General features: G+C 43.5%; 15 protein-coding genes. 11 read left to right on the top strand and 4 right to left on the bottom strand.

The window, feature by feature from the left end; all coding sequences use genetic code 11:
• Nucleotides 1–47: 47 nt before the first annotated feature.
• From HYN49_RS07510 to HYN49_RS07485, 6 genes are all read left to right on the top strand, one after another.
• Nucleotides 48–473, top strand: coding sequence for an SRPBCC family protein (locus HYN49_RS07510; RefSeq protein ID WP_181368926.1), 426 nt, complete (start codon nucleotides 48–50; stop codon nucleotides 471–473).
• 32 nt (nucleotides 474–505) lie between these two features.
• Entirely contained in the window at nucleotides 506–748 is a 243-nt protein-coding gene (locus HYN49_RS07505) for a hypothetical protein (protein ID WP_108903544.1), read from the top strand.
• Entirely contained in the window at nucleotides 745–1,152 is a 408-nt protein-coding gene (locus HYN49_RS07500; protein WP_108903543.1) for a hypothetical protein, read from the top strand. Before HYN49_RS07505 ends, HYN49_RS07500 begins: the two co-directional genes overlap by 4 nt.
• A 52-nt stretch (nucleotides 1,153–1,204) precedes the next feature.
• The gene (lipA, locus tag HYN49_RS07495; protein WP_108903542.1) at nucleotides 1,205–2,074 is read left to right on the top strand and encodes a lipoyl synthase; all 870 of its coding nucleotides are present in this window, start codon (nucleotides 1,205–1,207) and stop codon (nucleotides 2,072–2,074) included.
• 67 nt (nucleotides 2,075–2,141) lie between these two features.
• Nucleotides 2,142–3,140: a type I glyceraldehyde-3-phosphate dehydrogenase gene (gene gap / locus HYN49_RS07490; RefSeq protein WP_108903541.1), complete on the top strand. Its 999-nt coding sequence runs from the start codon at nucleotides 2,142–2,144 to the stop codon at nucleotides 3,138–3,140.
• A 33-nt stretch (nucleotides 3,141–3,173) separates the two neighbouring features.
• Complete coding sequence (locus HYN49_RS07485; protein WP_108903540.1) at nucleotides 3,174–4,658, top strand: ATP-binding protein; 1,485 nt, start codon at nucleotides 3,174–3,176, stop codon at nucleotides 4,656–4,658.
• Here the strand turns inward: HYN49_RS07485 and HYN49_RS07480 are convergent.
• Nucleotides 4,655–5,470, bottom strand: a complete 816-nt coding sequence (locus HYN49_RS07480; protein ID WP_108903539.1) for a purine-nucleoside phosphorylase — start codon at nucleotides 5,468–5,470, stop codon at nucleotides 4,655–4,657. The two genes, HYN49_RS07485 and HYN49_RS07480, sit on opposite strands and share 4 nt — an antisense overlap.
• 184 nt (nucleotides 5,471–5,654) lie before the next feature.
• Between HYN49_RS07480 and HYN49_RS07475 the strand changes: the two genes are divergently transcribed.
• A complete protein-coding gene (locus HYN49_RS07475; protein ID WP_245892148.1) occupies nucleotides 5,655–10,478 on the top strand; it encodes a glycosyl hydrolase in 4,824 nt (1,607 codons plus the stop codon).
• A 238-nt stretch (nucleotides 10,479–10,716) separates the two neighbouring features.
• On the opposite strand, the gene lpxK is transcribed toward HYN49_RS07475, so the two are convergent.
• Nucleotides 10,717–11,751 (bottom strand): tetraacyldisaccharide 4'-kinase, encoded by a 1,035-nt coding sequence (lpxK, locus tag HYN49_RS07470; protein WP_108903538.1) that lies wholly within the window; start codon nucleotides 11,749–11,751, stop codon nucleotides 10,717–10,719.
• A gap of 53 nt (nucleotides 11,752–11,804) precedes the next feature.
• Here lpxK and HYN49_RS07465 point away from each other — a divergent pair, with 53 nt between their 5' ends.
• The 4 genes from HYN49_RS07465 to rluF are packed head-to-tail and all read left to right on the top strand — an operon-like array spanning nucleotide 11,805 to nucleotide 15,528.
• Nucleotides 11,805–12,899, top strand: coding sequence for a Nif3-like dinuclear metal center hexameric protein (locus HYN49_RS07465; RefSeq protein WP_108903537.1), 1,095 nt, complete (start codon nucleotides 11,805–11,807; stop codon nucleotides 12,897–12,899).
• A gap of 3 nt (nucleotides 12,900–12,902) precedes the next feature.
• Entirely contained in the window at nucleotides 12,903–13,682 is a 780-nt protein-coding gene (locus HYN49_RS07460; protein ID WP_108903536.1) for a zinc ribbon domain-containing protein, read from the top strand.
• A 35-nt stretch (nucleotides 13,683–13,717) separates the two neighbouring features.
• Nucleotides 13,718–14,560 carry an alpha/beta fold hydrolase gene (locus tag HYN49_RS07455; RefSeq protein WP_108903535.1) on the top strand — a complete coding sequence of 281 codons (843 nt, stop codon included), beginning with the start codon at nucleotides 13,718–13,720 and terminating at the stop codon, nucleotides 14,558–14,560.
• Between the two features lie 29 nt (nucleotides 14,561–14,589).
• The gene (rluF, locus tag HYN49_RS07450) at nucleotides 14,590–15,528 is read left to right on the top strand and encodes a 23S rRNA pseudouridine(2604) synthase RluF (protein ID WP_108903534.1); all 939 of its coding nucleotides are present in this window, start codon (nucleotides 14,590–14,592) and stop codon (nucleotides 15,526–15,528) included.
• Here the strand turns inward: rluF and HYN49_RS07445 are convergent.
• Nucleotides 15,522–16,403 (bottom strand): bifunctional 5,10-methylenetetrahydrofolate dehydrogenase/5,10-methenyltetrahydrofolate cyclohydrolase, encoded by an 882-nt coding sequence (locus HYN49_RS07445; protein ID WP_108903533.1) that lies wholly within the window; start codon nucleotides 16,401–16,403, stop codon nucleotides 15,522–15,524. The two genes, rluF and HYN49_RS07445, sit on opposite strands and share 7 nt — an antisense overlap.
• Nucleotides 16,404–16,505: 102 nt before the next feature.
• Nucleotides 16,506–17,843, bottom strand: a complete 1,338-nt coding sequence (gene ffh, locus HYN49_RS07440) for a signal recognition particle protein (RefSeq protein WP_108903532.1) — start codon at nucleotides 17,841–17,843, stop codon at nucleotides 16,506–16,508.
• Nucleotides 17,844–17,881 lie beyond the last annotated feature (38 nt).

Genomic DNA, 17,881 nt, shown 5'->3' with positions numbered 1-17,881 from the left:
CTAAAAAATATTTACTTTTAATGCACCATCCCATAAAATCGAAAAACATGGATAACGATAAACTTGTAATCGAACATATTTATGATGCTTCCGGAGAAAAGACCTGGAACGCCTTAACCGATATTGCCCAAATGAAACAATGGTATTTCCCGCAGCTTGCCGATTTTAAACCCAAAGCTGGTTTTCAGACCGAATTCAACGTACACCATGAAGGCAAGGATTTCGTGCACATCTGGAAAGTCACGGAAGTGATCCCGCTGCAAAAAATCGCATATGAATGGCGTTATGCAGGTTATCCCGGAAATTCCCTGTTGCAATTTGAGATTTCCCCGAAAGGTGAAAAAACAAAACTGACGTTAACCCACAGCGGCCTGGCAAGTTTCAAGCCGGAGGAATTCCCCGCATTGTCCAAAGACAATTTCATGCTTGGATGGACGCATTTTACAACAGCGCTCGGGGATTTTATACAATAAATAAACTGTAAATTTGTTTCAAACTTTTACCTATGCAAACACCAGATAAAATATCCCGGCTCACTTATTTCAAAGTGGCTTTTGTCGCTTCGGCGGCAGGCATCATGACCTATCAATTCATCTTCGGCCTTTTCGACATGAATCTTGAAAACCCGATTGCAATCTGGAAATTACTTTGTAAAAGTTTTTTTGTTGCCATCGTCAGCGCACTGATCCTGGGACTGCTTAATGCACTCTTCAAATTTCTTCCTAAAACAAACAAATCCAATTTATGAAACTCAAATTCATCTTACCCATAATCGCTATTTTGCTTTTTTCCTGTTCTTCTGAAAATGAAAAAGCAGATGATTCCATACTTGGTATCTGGAAAATCACCAAAGCGTTCCAGGGAAACCAATCGACAACAAATGAAGCTGCGTTAACCGGTTGTGAAAACAACTGGAGGTACGCTTTTGGCACGGACAACTTTTACAACGAAGCATCTCTTTCAGCGGAAATTCCGTGTGATTTGGTCTCGGAAAATGCTTATAAATGGGCAGAAACGGGCACCAATACTTATGAATGCAGGCGCATTAGTGACAACGAATTGTATTTTTCGGCCACCATCGAAAACGGTACTATGACGCTGTACCGGCCCGGTATCAACAGGACTTATCAATTGAAACACGCGACAAATTAATACAGTCAACTGAATACTATTCCGTATCTTTGTCCCCGATAAAAATGTTGCTATGGAAACTGTTTTAGACAACGCACTCCCCGTTGGTAAGCCAAAATGGCTTAAGGTAAAACTACCGATAGGCCAGAAATACACCGAGCTCCGCGGACTGGTCGATAAATATAAACTCAACACGATCTGTACCTCAGGAAGCTGCCCGAATATGGGGGAATGCTGGGGTGAAGGTACCGCTACTTTTATGATCCTCGGAAACGTATGCACGCGCTCGTGTGGTTTCTGCGGCGTAAAAACAGGCCGGCCGGAAACTGTGGATTGGGATGAACCGGAAAAAGTGGCGCGCTCCATCAAGATCATGAAGATCAAGCATGCCGTAGTGACCAGCGTTGACCGGGATGACCTGAAAGATGGCGGTTCCATCATCTGGATTGAGACGGTCAAAGCCATTCGCAGGATGAATCCTGAAACAACTTTAGAAACACTGATTCCTGATTTCCAGGGCATCGAAAGGAATATCGACCGGATCGTGGAAGCCAATCCCGAAGTCGTGTCACACAATATGGAAACCGTACGCCGATTGACACGCGAGGTCCGTATCCAGGCAAAATATGACCGCAGCCTCGAGGTTTTAAGGTATTTAAAAGCCAAAGGAATCAACCGTACCAAATCCGGGATCATGCTCGGCCTTGGGGAAACTGAGGAAGAAGTCCTCCAGACCATGCGCGACCTGCGGGATGCCAATGTGGATATCGTCACGATCGGGCAATACCTGCAGCCTTCAAAAAAACACCTGCCGGTGAAGGAATTCATTACGCCGGAGCAATTTAAGAAATACGAGGAAATCGGTAAGGAAATGGGCTTCCGCCATGTAGAAAGCGGGGCTTTGGTGCGCTCGAGTTACCATGCACAGAAACATATTCTTTAACGGCACAAGGTACGGGGTTCAAGGTGCACGCCAAACCCCTCAGCCCTGGCCCTGAACCCTGAACCAATTGAAAACAAAAATCGCCATCAACGGCTTCGGGCGCATCGGACGCAATGTATTCCGGTTACTGATTGACCATCCTGAAATTGAAGTCGTTGGCATTAATGATATCGCCGATAATAAAACGATGTCGCATCTTATCAAATATGACAGCATCCACGGCATTTTACCTTACGACTGTAGTTTCGATGAAGATTCCATAATCGTCAATGGGAAATCTTACCGTTTTTTCCATGAAAAGGAGATTTCTAACCTTGACTGGAAATCCATTAATGTTGATGTGGTTATCGAATCCACCGGAAAGTATAAAACTTTTGACGAAATCAACGCACACATTTTGGCCGGAGCCAAAAAAGTGATCCTGTCGGCACCCTCGGAAGTAGACAGTATCAAAACCGTGGTATTGGGCGTAAATGAACACATTCTAGACGGTACTGAAACCATCGTCTCCAACGCCAGCTGTACGACAAACAATGCTGCCCCGATGATTAAAATCATTAGCGAATTATGCGGGATCGAACAGGCATATATCACTACGGTCCACTCCTACACTACTGACCAAAGCCTGCACGACCAACCGCATAAGGATTTACGCAGGGCCCGCGGCGCGTCGCAATCGATTGTTCCTACAACCACCGGCGCTGCAAAAGCACTGACCAAAATATTCCCGGAATTTGATGGTAAAATTGGCGGAAGTGGCATCCGTGTTCCTGTACCGGATGGCTCGCTGACAGACATTACCTGTTATGTAAAACGTGAAGTCAGTATTGACGAAATCAACGATGCCTTTCTAAGAGCCTCACAAGGTGACCTGAAAGGTATCCTGGCTTATACCGAGGACCCGATTGTTTCAGTTGATATTTTAGGAAATCGCAATTCCTGCTTATTTGATGCGCAATTGACATCTGTGATTGACAAAATGGTAAAAGTGGTCGGCTGGTACGATAATGAGATTGGCTATTCGTCAAGAATTATCGATTTAATTAGGATTTTGTTTCAGAAATAAATTATATTTATTGCGGCTAATCAGGACAATGCAATGAGGTTAATAATTGTTTTCTTACTTTTAATTTTGTGTGGTAATTTGAGGGTTTCCGCAGCGGCGTTACAAGAAAAGACAATCACAATCAATTTAGCCTCCCCTTCTGATTTCTTCTCTCTTTTCGACAATACTACTCCTTCAAAATCACAAAACAGCCTGAAACCTGAGGAAGTTTCTGCACATAATACTATTAATCCGGAGAGTAAATTCTCAAAGGTTGTCAGCATCCTCAGCCTGGCTTTGATTTCAATACTCTCGCTACTGAGCCTTTCATTGTACCGGAATAATATTATCCGCAAACAGAACAATGCGTTGCTGCAGGAAAAAAACAGCGAATTGCTGTTGGCTAAAGAAAAGGCAGAAAGGGCATCTACGGCCAGGTCCGAATTCCTTTCTACAGTGAGCCATGAATTGCGCACGCCGCTGAATGCCATTACCGGAATAACACACCTGCTTATTGAGGAGGATCCAAAACCTTCTCAACTGGATTACCTGAATTCACTTCAGTTTTCCGGGAATTATCTTTTAAATTATATCAATGAAATCCTTGAAATCAATCGTATTGAATCGAGAAACATTGAAGTGGAGAAAATAGATTTCGATGTACGAGAACTATTTACAGGCATACATCAGTCCATGAAGGAGCAGGCTGCTAAGAACAAAAACGAATTTACCCTGCAAATTGATCCCGACATTCCCGAAATGCTTATCGGGGACCCGACAAAATTATCACAGATATTCATGAACCTGATTAACAATGCCATAAAGTTTACCCAACAGGGAAAAATTTCGGTTTTGTTGAAACTGCTCAAATCTGAAAACAGGAAATCTACCGTATATTTCGAAGTTTCTGATACCGGTATTGGGATTCCGGCGGACAAACAGGAAAGTGTTTTTGAGAGTTTTTCACAAGGCTCGATTGAAATTAACCGCAAATACGGCGGTACCGGACTCGGCCTGGCCATCGTCAGGAGGCTGATCATCATACTGGGCGGCAATATCAATCTCTCTAGTAAAATCGGGCAGGGTACCGTTTTTTCGTTTACTCTGGAATTTAGGGAAGGCAACATACAACCGGTTACCGGGCAAAACTTTGACGACAAAGATTTCATTTCCAAAAGGATACTATTGGTTGAGGATAATAAAATCAATCAGATGATTACCAAGAGGCTGCTGGAAAAAAAGCAGATGTGCTGCGAAATTGTTGAAACCGGGGAAGAAGCCGTAATTATAGCCCGGCAAAACCGCTACGACCTGATCCTGATGGATGTACACCTTCCTGGCATCAACGGAACCATTGCCACGCAGCAAATACGCCTTTTTGACTCCAATACGCCTATTGTTGCACTGACTGCCATTTCATTATTGGAAAACCGCGAAATGCTGTTGTCATATGGTATGAATGAGGTAATCACCAAACCTTTCGAGCCTGATAATTTCTTTGCTATCATTGCTGAATACGTACAGAAAGAAAGTGCTTAATACTGTTCAATCAGGTTTTTAATTAAATTCCGGACCAACGGCTCCGCTTTTTGGGCCGCTTCCAAAACTTCCTGGTGGGTTATCGTTCCAATGCTTTCCTCATCGCCCATATCGGTAATGACGGAAATCCCGAAAGTTTCCAGATCCATATGCCTGGCCACAATCACTTCAGGAACGGTAGACATTCCGACGCAATCCGCACCTAGGATTTTGACCATCCTATATTCAGAAAGTGTTTCAAATGTCGGCCCCTGCAACCCAAGGTAAATGCCGTCCTGAACGGGAATTCCCAACTGCGCAGCAACTTCTTTGGCTTTGGCCATCATTTTAACTGAAAAAGGTTCACTCATATTTACAAACCTCGGACCGAAACGCTCATCGTTGACACCGCGCAACGGATGCTCCGGCAATAAATTGACCTGGTCCTTCAGAATGACAATCGAACCCACTTTATAATTTGGATTTACACCTCCTGAGGCATTGGATACGATGAGTTTTTCCACGCCGATGTATTTCATCACGCGCACCGGGAAAGTCACTTCTTTCATGTCATAGCCTTCATAAAAATGAAAACGGCCTTGCATCGCCACGACTTTTTTGCTGCCTATCATACCAAAAACCAAAGCACCTTTATGCCCCTGCACCGTCGAAACCGGGAAATTCGGGATGTCATGATATGGAATCGTGAATTGAATATCAATATCGTCGGTAAAACTCCCCAGGCCGGAACCAAGGATTACGCCGTATTGAGGGTTGAAATGATTTGTTTTTTCGTTGATGAAAGCCGCCGTATGCTGTACTTTTTCCCACATGGAAATCAATTTTTTAAATGCTTCCAAAAATAGCGAATAATATCAAACAACTACCATAGAATGTAAGCAATGTCAAACTTCTCTATCGGGTTTGTATAGGTAAAGTATAGTTGCAGATATGCTCATTCCGTCTGAAGCGCAGCCGTGTATGGTTTGTATATATCCAAAATGGCACTTATCGTAAATGACACTCCTTAAATTGCAGGAAATTAAAAAATTCATGAAAAATATTTACCAAAAAAACATTATTCAGATTTTTACACTGCTGTGTGTGGTTTTTACTACACAAATCCACGCACAATTTACAACCGTCGGTAGCGGTGGATATTCCAATTCTTTTCCCGGAACAGATTCAGCGGGAAGAAATGCATTTCCGTCCGGCGCACCCCAGCTCACGGGCAATGCTGTCGGGAAACCAGTCCCGACGAATGATTGGTGGTCCGCATTATTAAAAGAAAACCATGCTGCCAACCTGTTCAATTATCCGTTGGCAATGAAAACGGTGAACGATGGTTTGGTTGTAAGTTACATTGTACCGACATCGACTCCAAACGGAGCGAGCCAGCCATTGGACGATGCTTTACCAATAACTGTCGGCGTAACGGGACTGAATGCCGCACAGACGAAAGTTGCCGATTACTCCGACTGGACCGTTACCATGGACTGGAGCAATGGCGCACACCAGTTTGAAGCAACGGCTGGGATCGGGATGCCTTTTATTTATTTCACAAAAAATTCCGCCGATGTAGCACAGCTGAAAATTACAGAAGGAACGGTAACCATCAGCAATGAAATGTTGGTTGTCACCAATTCCCACCAGGGCGCAGATTTCGCCGTTTATGCACCGGTTGGCAGCAGCTGGCTACAAACAGGGAATACGTATACCTCAACCCTTAACAATAAAAATTACTGGTCGATGGCTTACATTCCACCTTCGGCAAGTGATGTTACAGCGGTGGCTAATCTATATAAAAAATATGCTTATGTATTTCCTGCCAATACGACTTCCGAATGGAATTACAACCAGGCGACAGCCAAACTGACCACTGTTTTCAATGTTACCACTGATGTAAAAGAAGGGACGGAAACCAATATATTATTGGGTCTATTGCCGCATCAATGGGCGCATTTGGCTTCAGCTTCGGCAACACCTTCTGGCTACGCATATCCTTCTATCCGAGGAGAGATCAGGACGCTTGACGGAAATACTTTTACTGTCGAAAATACTTTTAAAGGCATATTGCCCACCTTGCCTTACCTTGACAATTACAGTCCCGGCTTCAATCCCGCCAAACTCGACAGTAAAATTGCCCAGATTGAAAATGATGGACTGGCCACCTGGACCGATTCTTATAACGAAGGCCAGGTCATGAACCGTTTAATCCAAACCGCACGGATTGCCGACGAAACCGGTGAAGTGCAAGCACGGAATAAAATTGTCGCTACCATAAAAGAACGCCTTGAAGACTGGCTTAAAGCGGATTCAGGTGAAGTGGCTTTCCTGTTTTATTATAACCCTACATGGTCTACGCTGATTGGCTATCCGGCGGGGCACGGCCAGGATTCCAATATTAACGACCATCATTTTCACTGGGGCTATTTCATACATGCCGCAGCTTTTATGGAACAGTTTGAACCAGGTTGGGCAAACCAGTGGGGACCGATGATTAACATGTTGGTACGTGATGCCGCATCAAGTGACAGGAATGACTTAATGTTTCCTTATTTGCGTAATTTCAGTCCGTATGCAGGACACAGTTGGGCAAATGGTTTCGCAACGTTTCCTTTTGGCAACGACCAGGAATCGACTTCCGAAAGCATGCAGTTCGCGTCATCGCTGATCCATTGGGGGACAATTACCGAAAATAATGCGATACGCGATCTGGGAATCTACATTTACACTACGGAACAGACCGCGATAGAAGAATATTGGTTTGATGTCAACAACCGTACGTTTAAGCCCGGTTACGGCTTCAAGGTGGCATCAAGGATCTGGGGAAATGGCTATGACAACCAAACCTTCTGGACTGGAGATATCGCTGCCGCATATGGTATTGAAATGTATCCGATTCACGGTGGCTCATTGTATTTAGGTCAAAATACCGCTTACGTACAGTCACTTTGGAATGAAATGTCATCAAACACCGGAATTTTAAGCAATCAGGCAAATGCAAACCTTTGGCATGATGTGTATTGGGAATATCTGGCATTTATCAATCCTCAGGCAGCGATAAACTTGTACGATTCGTACCCGGATCGCGGTTTGAAGTTTGGTATATCCGATGCGCAAACCTATCATTGGCTGCACTCCATGAATGCTTTAGGCAATGTAAATGCGAATATTACTGCAGATTATCCGATTACAGCAACGTTCACAACAAACGGCATTACCACTTATGTAGCGCATAATTACGGAGATTCGGCTATTGATGTTACTTTCTCCGACGGATATATATTGCATGTTCCTGCAAATGATATGGCTACGAGCCGTGACATCAATGCCACTGGCGTACTTTCTGCCGATTTCTACCAGGCCTATCCCAACGGCAGTGTACATCTTACCGCTGCTGTAACCGGAACGGGAATTACGAAAGTCGCATTTTACGATGGCGAAAATCTGATAGGGGAAGATATGGCCGCTCCATATGAGATCCAGGCGACAAACCTGACTTTGGGAATTCATGGGATGTATGCGAAAGTCTATGTAGAGAATCTATTTAACATTACCAATATCATTGCTGTTCAGGTGGGCGACCAGGTTCCGTTTTCAGGCACCCCTTCCCAGATTCCGGGAATGATCCAGGCAGGGAATTACGATGTTTTTGAAGGTGGCATTGGCCAGAATATTTCGTACAATGATTCGTCACAAACCAATGAAGGCGGCTACAGGCCTACAGAATATGTTGATGCAGCCGTTGATGCCAATGAAGGGGCGACCGTTGGATGGATAGCTTCTGGCGAATGGATGGAATACAGCATTCACGTACAAACATCAGGCCTGTACAATGCGACCCTGCGTTATGCTTCCGGAAACAGCAATGGCGGCGGGCCTTTCCATTTTGAAATTGATGGCAATGCGGCAACCAATGACATCGCGTTAAACACTACAGGAGACTGGGGCAATTGGGTGGATAAAATCGTCAGCAATATCCCGCTGACAGCAGGCGATCATATCCTGAGAGTAGCGGTAACCAACGGCGAATTTAACCTGGGGAAGATGACTTTCGCTTATGCCACGGCTTTACCTTATTCGCCTCCCATTGCCAATGCCGGAGAAAATATTACAGTAGTATTGCCTGCAACCACAGCGATACTAAACGGTTCCTTAAGCAATGATCCGGATGGACAGCCGATCAATTATCATTGGGAACAAATTTATGGTCCGTCAACAATTCATTTTGATGATATTTCCCTTGCATCACCTAACATTTCAAATCTTGTTGAAGGAGTTTACAAATGCAGGCTTACCGTCAGCGATGGCGAATATGAGGCTACAGATGAGGTGCTTATCATCGTATCTGCAAGTGGAAACGCCGCGCCTTCTGTTTCGTTAACAGCACCATTGAATAATACCGCTTATGTTGAAGGCACCGTTATTGCTATCAATGCTATTGCCACAGATTTGGATGGAAATATTACTGCTGTGGCATTTTATGACGGCACAACTGAAATAGGAACTGATGACACCGCGCCATATAGCTTTGACTGGACAAACGCTGCAATAGGCACACACAGCATTACAGCGGTCGCAACCGACAATGGCACGGCACAAAGCACTTCACAGCCCATTGCCATAACTGTTTCGCAATTGATGTCCTGTTCTGAAACTTCAGATGAAGCCCAGCAAGGCACATTTTCCATCGGTTATGATGCGACTTTTGAAACTGTCGGAAACAACGTGACAGTAACATTCACCATGCTTGACACGGATAAAGCGGGCGTTGTCGCCTATCTGTGGAAACAATCACCATTTGCAGAAACCCAGATGGACAACACTTCCGGGTTGACGTTTTCAAAAACACTGTCCGGATTAACGCCAGGTGAAACCATTACTTATGCCTGTAAATTCGCTTTTGCAGGTGGCCTTGCCGTTACCAAATACATCAGTTACGTGGTGGGCGACGATTGTGGCGTAAGCGGGCCGGATACCCAGGCACCAACAAATTTTACTGCAACGGTCGGAACGGTCACTTCAACCACCGTGCAGTTGCTGCTGAATGCTGACGATGATTCCGGAAATATAACGTACACTATCGGATATGGCTCTGAATCTATATCAGCTACCGGCGTTTCCGGAGTCCAGAAATCTGTAATCATAAGCAACCTGAGTCCTGAAACTCCATACACTTTCACCATCAACGCAAGTGATATCGCCGGAAATAATGCAGCCAACAATGCTATCGTCCTGCACGCAACAACTGCTGCAGATACAAGTACTTCATGTTCCGGAACAAGCAATGAAGCGCAGCAAGGCACGTTCTCCACAGGCTACAATTATTCTTTTATGACTAATGGAACAGCTGTGACCATTACTTTTGAATTGCTCGATACCGATAAAGTGGGTGTGGTTGCGTATTTATGGCATCAAAACCCATTTTCGGAAGCGCAGATGACAAATACCGGCGGTTTACAATTCTCCAAAACACTGACGGGGCAAACTCCTGGAACCGACATCAGTTATGGTGTGAAATTCGCATTTGCAGGCGGCCTGGCCGTCACGAAATATTTCATGTATACCGTCGGGGAAGATTGCGCATTGGCTGTTGAAAATCCAACTTTGGAGAAATCGATCTCTTTGTATCCAAATCCTGCCGACAATCTTTTGAATATTGAGGCCAAAAGCTTCGAAGTTTCGAAAGTGGAGTTTTATTCCGTCTTAGGCAAAAAGATCTCGAAAACCTTAAATTCTAATAATACAATTGAAATTAACGATCTTGCGAGCGGACTTTATCTAGTTAAAATTTACGCAGGAGATTCTTTTACAATCAAAAAACTGATCATCAGATAAATTCTTGATCCAGTAAAATCAAAGGCTGCGGATGATTCTGCAGCCTTTTTATTTAACACTGCCCTAATTGATTGATAGTACAACTATTAAATATGTCCCAAACTAAAACTTTAACAATTACTACGGTTTTTATGTACCGAATCTGTTTTATATTTCCGTAGGGATACATTTGTCCCTTCCCCTAAGGAAAAATACAAATTCCCCAAAACATTATACTGCGTAAAAACCGTAGTAATTGTTAATTTTTGACAGAAGTAATCTCACCTCGTTTTAGGAAAACGCTTTTAACTTTTTGATTGAAATCCTGCTGTCCTGAAACAAAAGCAGTTTTGATCGGAAGGTAAAAAAGCCTGTCGCTTTGAAGTTTGTCAATCAGGCGCACATAATCTTTTTCGGTGGTAACTATTAAATTGTCTGGTTTTTCTGTGATTTTACTCACATCTTCCATAGAAAAATCATGATGGTCCGGAAAAGTCATCAATACATCTCTTTCGTTCCTAAGGTGCTCAAAAAAAGGCAGTGGTTTTGCGATTCCCGCAACAAGTGTTTTATGTTTTGCTATAATATCAGAAACCGGAATGATGTCATTATTTCCGTAAATCCTGTCATCATAACTGATGTAAGTAAAAAAAAGCGCTTGTTTATTGCTGATTTTCAATCGGTGGCTGATCTCATTTCGCTCTTTTTCAGAAATCCCTGCCGGGCATTTCGTAACAATGATGATGTCCGCGCGTTTGGCACCATTCCTGCCCTCACGAAGATTTCCTGTCGGCAGCATAAAATCGTCGGCATATAAATCGTCATAAGAGGTGAGCAAAATATAAAAACCAGCTTTGACCTTCCTGTGCTGATAAGCATCATCCAGCAAAATTACATCAGGTTTTTCATGTTGTGACAGCAATTGCGTAATGCCGTTTTTTCTATCGGCATCGACTGCCACCTGGACATTTTGAAATTTCCGGTAATACTGGTATGGTTCATCACCGAGCGTTTCTGCATTCGAATTGGTATCAGCCAAAACAAAACCTTTCGATTTTCTTTTATAGCCCCTGCTCAAGACCGCTACATTATATTCCACCGAAAGCAACCGTATCAGGTATTCAATCTGCGGTGTTTTGCCTGTCCCGCCCACACTTAGATTTCCAACGGCAATCACAGGAATATCGAATGAATACGATTTTAAAACCCCTTTATCGTACAGCCAATTCCGAAAACGGGTAATCCAGCCATATAAAACGGCAAATGGGAAGAGCATTATTCGCAGCAAAATCATGTTACGAAAGTAGAATATTTTATCTTTGGATACTTTAGTTACCTTTTAAAATTATGCTGATAAAAGAAATACTTTCCGTGCTTGAGGAAATGGCGCCGCTGGCTTATGCCGAAGATTTTGACAATGTCGGGTTGCTCGTCGGCAATGCAGAACATGAAGCTACAGGCGTGCTGGTTTGCCATGATGCTTTGGAAAATGTGATTGACGAAGCCATTGCAAAAAAATGCAATCTCGTGGTTTGCTTCCATCCGATTTTATTTTCAGGGTTGAAAAAAATCACCGGCAAAAATTATGTCGAACGCGCCGTCATGAAAGCCATTAAGAATGACATTGCCATTTATGCTGTACATACGGCTTTGGATAACCATCAAAATGGCGTGAATAAAATTTTCTGCGATGCCCTGGGATTGAAAAACACCAAAATTCTGGTTCCAAAGCATGATTTTATCCGAAAACTGGTCACCTATACCATTCCGGAAAATGCCGGGAAATTGCGCCATTCCCTTTTTGCAGCCGGCGCGGGAACCATTGGAAATTATGACAATTGCAGTTTCAATTCGGACGGGTACAGCACGTATCAGGGCAATGAACACAGCAACCCGATAGTCGGCAGGAAAGGCGAAATGACGCAAACACCGGAAATCAAAATTGAAGTCACATTTGAAAAACACCTTGAAAGCAACATCCTGAAAGCGCTTTTTTCAAATCATGTGTATGAGGAAGTCGCTTACGAAATTTATGCTTTGGAAAACCAGCATCAAAATATCGGATTGGGCATGATCGGCGAACTCGAAACGACATATAATGAAGTGGATTTCCTGCATTTCGTAAAAGATAAAATGGGTTGCGGTGGCATACGCCATAGTGCATTCCGACATAAAAACGTACATAAAGTAGCCGTGCTTGGCGGTGCCGGAAGTTTTGCCATCAGCCACGCCATCCGTGCAGGTGCCGATGCTTTCCTGACATCTGATTTGAAATACCATCAATTTTATGAAGCCGAAGGAAAGTTACTTTTGGCCGATATCGGTCATTTTGAAAGCGAGCGTTATACAAAAAATTATATTGTTGATTATCTTACGAAAAAAATGCCTAATTTTGCATTCATTTTATCGAAAGAAAATACAAATCCAGTTAAGTACTTATAATTTATGGCGGCTACAAAAGAATTGAGTGTTGAAGACAAGTTAAGGGCAATCTACGATTTACAATTGATCGATTCACGAATTGACGAAATCAGGAATGTCAGGGGCGAACTTCCATTGGAAGTGGAAGATCTTGAAGACGAAGTTGCCGGTCTTAAGTCACGTTCAGAGAAATTAAAATCAGAGCTTGATGTTATCGAAGACCAGATCAAAGCAAAGAAAAATGCGATTGACGAGCACAAGGAATCAATCAAAAAATACACCAAACAACAGGATAGCGTTCGCAACAACCGCGAATTCAATTCGTTGACAAAGGAAGTGGAATTCCAGGAATTGGAAATCCAATTGGCTGAGAAGCAAATCCGCGAGATGAAAGCTTCCATCGAATATAAAAAGCAGGTCGTTGCCCAATCTTCTGAAAAACTCGAAGAGAAACAAGCGCACCTTGACCACAAGAAATCAGAACTTGATGCCATCATGGCTGAAACTTCAAAAGAGGAAACATACCTGACTGAAAAATCAAAAGAATACCAGGGATTGATCGAGGACAGGTTGCTCACTGCATACAACCGCATCCGCAGCAGCGTGAGAAACGGTTTGGCAGTAGTTTCCATCGAAAGGGGCGCATCTGCCGGTTCGTTCTTCACGATTCCGCCACAAACACAGGTGGAAATCGCTTCCAGGAAAAAAATCATCACCGATGAGCATTCCGGAAGAATCCTTGTCGACAGCGCATTGGCCGACGAAGAAAAACAAAAAATGGAAAAGCTGTTCGCAGCCTTGTAATAAATCAAAACCTCCTCAACAGGAGGTTTTTTTATATGAAAAAGTTACAATTTTTACTGCTCACCAAATCAATTGGCGGCTACATCAATTTCCTGAGCTTTGTAAATCCGGGCAAAGCACAACGACTCGCCTACCGTTTTTTCAGCGAACCGCGCATCGGGCGTTTGATTGACGGTAAACTCCCTGAGATATTGGCTGTCGCCGAAAGGCAAACATTTTCATTTGAACAAAATCGTTTTGAATCTTTCACCTGGAACGGTAATGAAAATACCATTTTACTGGTACACGGTTGGGAAAGCAATGCGGCGCGTTGGGAAAAATTGTTGCCTTATCTGCAAAAAACCGGAAGCACGATTGTCGCCATCGATGCTCCCGCCCACGGCTTGTCAACGGGAAAGGAATTCACCGTGCCGCGTTATGCAGCATTCATCAATATTGCCGCAAAACATTTTAAGCCCTCAGCGATCATCGGGCATTCGATTGGTGGAGTAGCTGCGATTTATTACCAATATAAGTACCAAAATCCCGATTTAAAAAGGCTTATTACACTTGGAGCGCCTTCTGAATTACAGGTGATTGTCGATCAGTACATCGATTTGCTCAGCCTGAATCCTAAGGCGAAAAAATTGCTTTATCAATATTTTGTGGATCACTTCGATGTTCGCATCAATGAATTTTCTTCGCACCTTTTTGCAAAATCTATAGCCGTTGACGGTCTTATTGCACACGACATAAAAGACGATTCAGTATCTTTTGCGGAAGCCGAAAAAATCGCCGCAAACTGGAAGAATGCTTCATTTATCAGGACAAATGGATTGGGCCACAGCATGCATGATGATGGATTGTATGAGAAGATTGCTGATTTTCTAATTATTTAATTATCCCATTTTCTAATTACCTTTGCCAAATGGAAGAAAATCTAAAGCGTATTAATAAATTCATCGGTGAAACGGGATTCTGTTCGCGCCGTGAAGCGGATAAATTAATCGAAGAGAAACGCGTCACCATCAACGGTGAAATTGCCGAAATGGGCGCAAAGGTTTCGATGGACGATGAAATCCGCGTTGATGGAAAATTGGTTCGTGAAAAAAACGAAAAACCGGTTTACCTTGCCTTCAATAAACCCGTCGGAATTGAATGTACTACAAACCTTGACGTGAAAGAAAACATCGTCGATTACATCAATTATCCAAAACGTATTTTCCCGATTGGGCGGCTCGATAAGGCCAGTGAAGGCCTGATCTTCATGACCAATGACGGGGATATCGTAAACAAGATCCTGCGCGCGCGCAACAACCACGAAAAAGAATATATCGTTACCGTAAACAAACCCATCACGGAACGCTTTGTGGAACGCATGGGCAACGGTATCCCGATTTTAGATACCATAACCAGAAAATGCAAAGTCGAAAAAACGGGGAAATTTGAATTCCGTATTATCCTGACGCAGGGATTAAACCGTCAAATACGCCGTATGTGTGAGTATTTGGGTTATGAAGTCATGACTTTGAAAAGAGTCCGGATTATTAATATTACTTTGGATTTGCCCATTGGCCGTTACCGTGATTTGACCTATCAGGAAATCAGTGATTTAAACCAATTGATCGCGCCTTCAAGTAAGACGGAAGAGGCGAGTTTCCTAAGGTCTAACAGCCAAAAGCCAATAGCCACTAATCAAAAGGAAAATAATGATACCCAGCGCAAACCGATTATCATAAAGAAAAGTGACAATAGGGAAAATGACAATCAACGATCAGGTTCAAAGTTTTCACAGAAAAAGCCACTCCCGAAAGTGGAATTTATTAAGAAAGATGATCCTAATTACAAAAAAAAAGGCGATTATTGATTCCTGCGTTGCTCTCGCGCCAGTAAAGTATTCTTAAGCAACATCGCAATGGTCATGGGGCCGACACCACCGGGAACCGGCGTGATATGCGATACTTTTTTACTCACGTTTTCGAAGTCGACATCACCGGTGATAACATAGCCTTTCTCATTATTTTCATCGGCAACACGTGTGATTCCTACATCGATGACTACGGCGCCATCCTTGACCATTTCTGCTTTAAGGTAATTGGGAACGCCTAAAGCAGTGATGATAATATCAGCCTGGGTGGTAATCTGGGCAATGTTTTTAGTATAACTGTGCGTAAGCGTCACTGTGGAATTTCCCGGAAAACCTTTCCTGCCCATTAAAATACTCATCGGGCGCCCGACGATATGACTGCGACCGATGACCACTGTATGCTTGCCTTTGGTTTCCACATTGTATCTTTCCAGCAGTTCCAGAATCCCAAATGGTGTTGCCGGAATGAACGTCGTCATATCCAGCGCCATTTTTCCAAAGTTTTCGGGATGAAATCCGTCAACATCCTTTGTAGGATCAATAGCCATCAATACTTTTTGGGTATCGATCTGGTCCGGAAGCGGCAATTGCACGATGAATCCGTCGATATTATCGTCCTGATTAAGTTCCTTAATTTTCTTCAGCAGCTCGGTTTCAGAAGTGGTGCTTGGCAGCCTGACCATCGTTGATTCAAACCCGACACGTTCACAGGCTTTCACTTTACTGCCAACATATGTAAGGCTTGCGCCGTCGTTGCCAACGATTACTGCGGCAAGGTGCGGGACTTTTTCCCCGCGGCTTTTCATGGCCGAGACCTGTGCCGTGATTTCGTTTTTAATATCTTCTGAAGTTTTTTTCCCGTCAAGTAAAGTCATGTTGCTATATTTAAGTACAAGGTTCAGGGTACAGGGCAAATATGCTCTTAAAAATTCAGGGTTCAAAGTGCGACCTGTACCCTGCACCCTGAACCCTGTGTCTTATTTCATTCCCTTCATTCCCCCCATCATTTTCATGAGGTTCTTACCGCCGGGGCCCTGCATCATTTTCATCATTTTGCTCATTTGGTCGAATTGCTTCATGAGTTGGTTGACTTCTTCGATTTTACGCCCGGCACCTTTGGCAATCCTGTTTTTCCTTTTCATATCGATGATGGCGGGCCTTGTCCTTTCGGCCGGTGTCATCGAGTAGATGATGGCTTCGATATGCTTGAACGCGTCATCTTCAATTTCGACATCTTTCATGGCTTTTGAAGCGCCGGGGATCATTCCGACCAAATCCTTCATATTACCCATTTTCTTCACTTGTTGTATTTGGGTAAGGAAATCATCGAAACCGAATTCGTTCTTCGCAATCTTCTTTTGTAATTTTCTCGCTTCCTCTTCATTAAACTGCTCCTGTGCCCTTTCTACCAAAGAGACAACGTCACCCATCCCAAGGATACGTTCCGCCATACGGTTTGGGTAAAACACATCGATGGCTTCCATTTTTTCACCGGTACCAACAAATTTAATAGGCTTATTTACCACCGATTTGATAGTCAAAGCGGCACCACCACGCGTATCACCGTCCAATTTCGTAAGAATGACACCATCAAAATTAAGACGATCGTTGAAGGCTTTTGCGGTATTGACAGCATCCTGTCCAGTCATCGAGTCGACTACGAAAAGTGTTTCCTGTGGATTAAGCGCACGGTGCACATTTGCAATTTCGGTCATCATCTCCTCATCAACCGCAAGGCGGCCGGCAGTATCGACGATGACAACGTTATATCCTTTTTCCTTAGCATATTTTACGGCATTCTGTGCAATTTCGACCGGATTGTCGTTGCCCAATTCGGAATACACTTCTACCCCGATCTGGTCCCCAACCACGTGCAATTGATTAATTGCCGCCGGGCGATATACGTCACAGGCAACTAAAAGCGGTTTCTTATTCCTTTTTGTCTTAAGATGATTGGCCAGTTTTCCGGAAAAAGTAGTTTTTCCAGAACCCTGGAGGCCGGACATTAAGATGACCGTCGGGTTGCCTGAAAGGTTGATTCCGGCAACATCGCCGCCCATCAATTCCGTTAGCTCGTCTTTTACAAGTTTGACCAATAGCTGGCCTGGCTGTAACGTAGTCAATACATCCTGACCGATGGCTTTTTCCTTTACGGTATTGGTAAATTCCTTTGCAATCTTAAAATTCACGTCGGCATCCAGAAGCGCGCGTCGCACTTCTTTTAAGGTATCTGCAACGTTGATTTCAGTGATTTTTCCATGGCCTTTCAGGATGTGAAATGCCTTATCGAGTTTTTCGCTTAAATTATCGAACATAATGCTGTCTTTAAAGCGGCAAAGATAACGTAATCCTG

Origin of the sequence: Flavobacterium pallidum, from assembly GCF_003097535.1 — a bacterium.
In the GTDB taxonomy this organism is placed as follows: Bacteria; Bacteroidota; Bacteroidia; order Flavobacteriales; family Flavobacteriaceae; genus Flavobacterium; species Flavobacterium pallidum.
This window is presented reverse-complemented; position numbering and strand designations above follow the sequence as displayed.

Excerpts from the sequence above, each read along its gene's own strand:
- lpxK (WP_108903538.1), bottom strand. The coding sequence starts at position 11,751 with ATGATTTTGCTGCGAATAATGCTCTTCCCATTTGCCGTTTTATATGGC.
- HYN49_RS07485 (WP_108903540.1), top strand. The coding sequence starts at position 3,174 with ATGAGGTTAATAATTGTTTTCTTACTTTTAATTTTGTGTGGTAATTTG.
- HYN49_RS07480 (WP_108903539.1), bottom strand. The coding sequence starts at position 5,470 with ATGTGGGAAAAAGTACAGCATACGGCGGCTTTCATCAACGAAAAAACA.
- rluF (WP_108903534.1), top strand. The coding sequence starts at position 14,590 with ATGGAAGAAAATCTAAAGCGTATTAATAAATTCATCGGTGAAACGGGA.
- HYN49_RS07445 (WP_108903533.1), bottom strand. The coding sequence starts at position 16,403 with ATGACTTTACTTGACGGGAAAAAAACTTCAGAAGATATTAAAAACGAA.
- HYN49_RS07510 (WP_181368926.1), top strand. The coding sequence starts at position 48 with ATGGATAACGATAAACTTGTAATCGAACATATTTATGATGCTTCCGGA.
- ffh (WP_108903532.1), bottom strand. The coding sequence starts at position 17,843 with ATGTTCGATAATTTAAGCGAAAAACTCGATAAGGCATTTCACATCCTG.
- HYN49_RS07460 (WP_108903536.1), top strand. The coding sequence starts at position 12,903 with ATGGCGGCTACAAAAGAATTGAGTGTTGAAGACAAGTTAAGGGCAATC.
- HYN49_RS07465 (WP_108903537.1), top strand. The coding sequence starts at position 11,805 with ATGCTGATAAAAGAAATACTTTCCGTGCTTGAGGAAATGGCGCCGCTG.
- HYN49_RS07505 (WP_108903544.1), top strand. The coding sequence starts at position 506 with ATGCAAACACCAGATAAAATATCCCGGCTCACTTATTTCAAAGTGGCT.
- HYN49_RS07455 (WP_108903535.1), top strand. The coding sequence starts at position 13,718 with ATGAAAAAGTTACAATTTTTACTGCTCACCAAATCAATTGGCGGCTAC.
- HYN49_RS07500 (WP_108903543.1), top strand. The coding sequence starts at position 745 with ATGAAACTCAAATTCATCTTACCCATAATCGCTATTTTGCTTTTTTCC.
- lipA (WP_108903542.1), top strand. The coding sequence starts at position 1,205 with ATGGAAACTGTTTTAGACAACGCACTCCCCGTTGGTAAGCCAAAATGG.
- HYN49_RS07475 (WP_245892148.1), top strand. The coding sequence starts at position 5,655 with ATGACACTCCTTAAATTGCAGGAAATTAAAAAATTCATGAAAAATATT.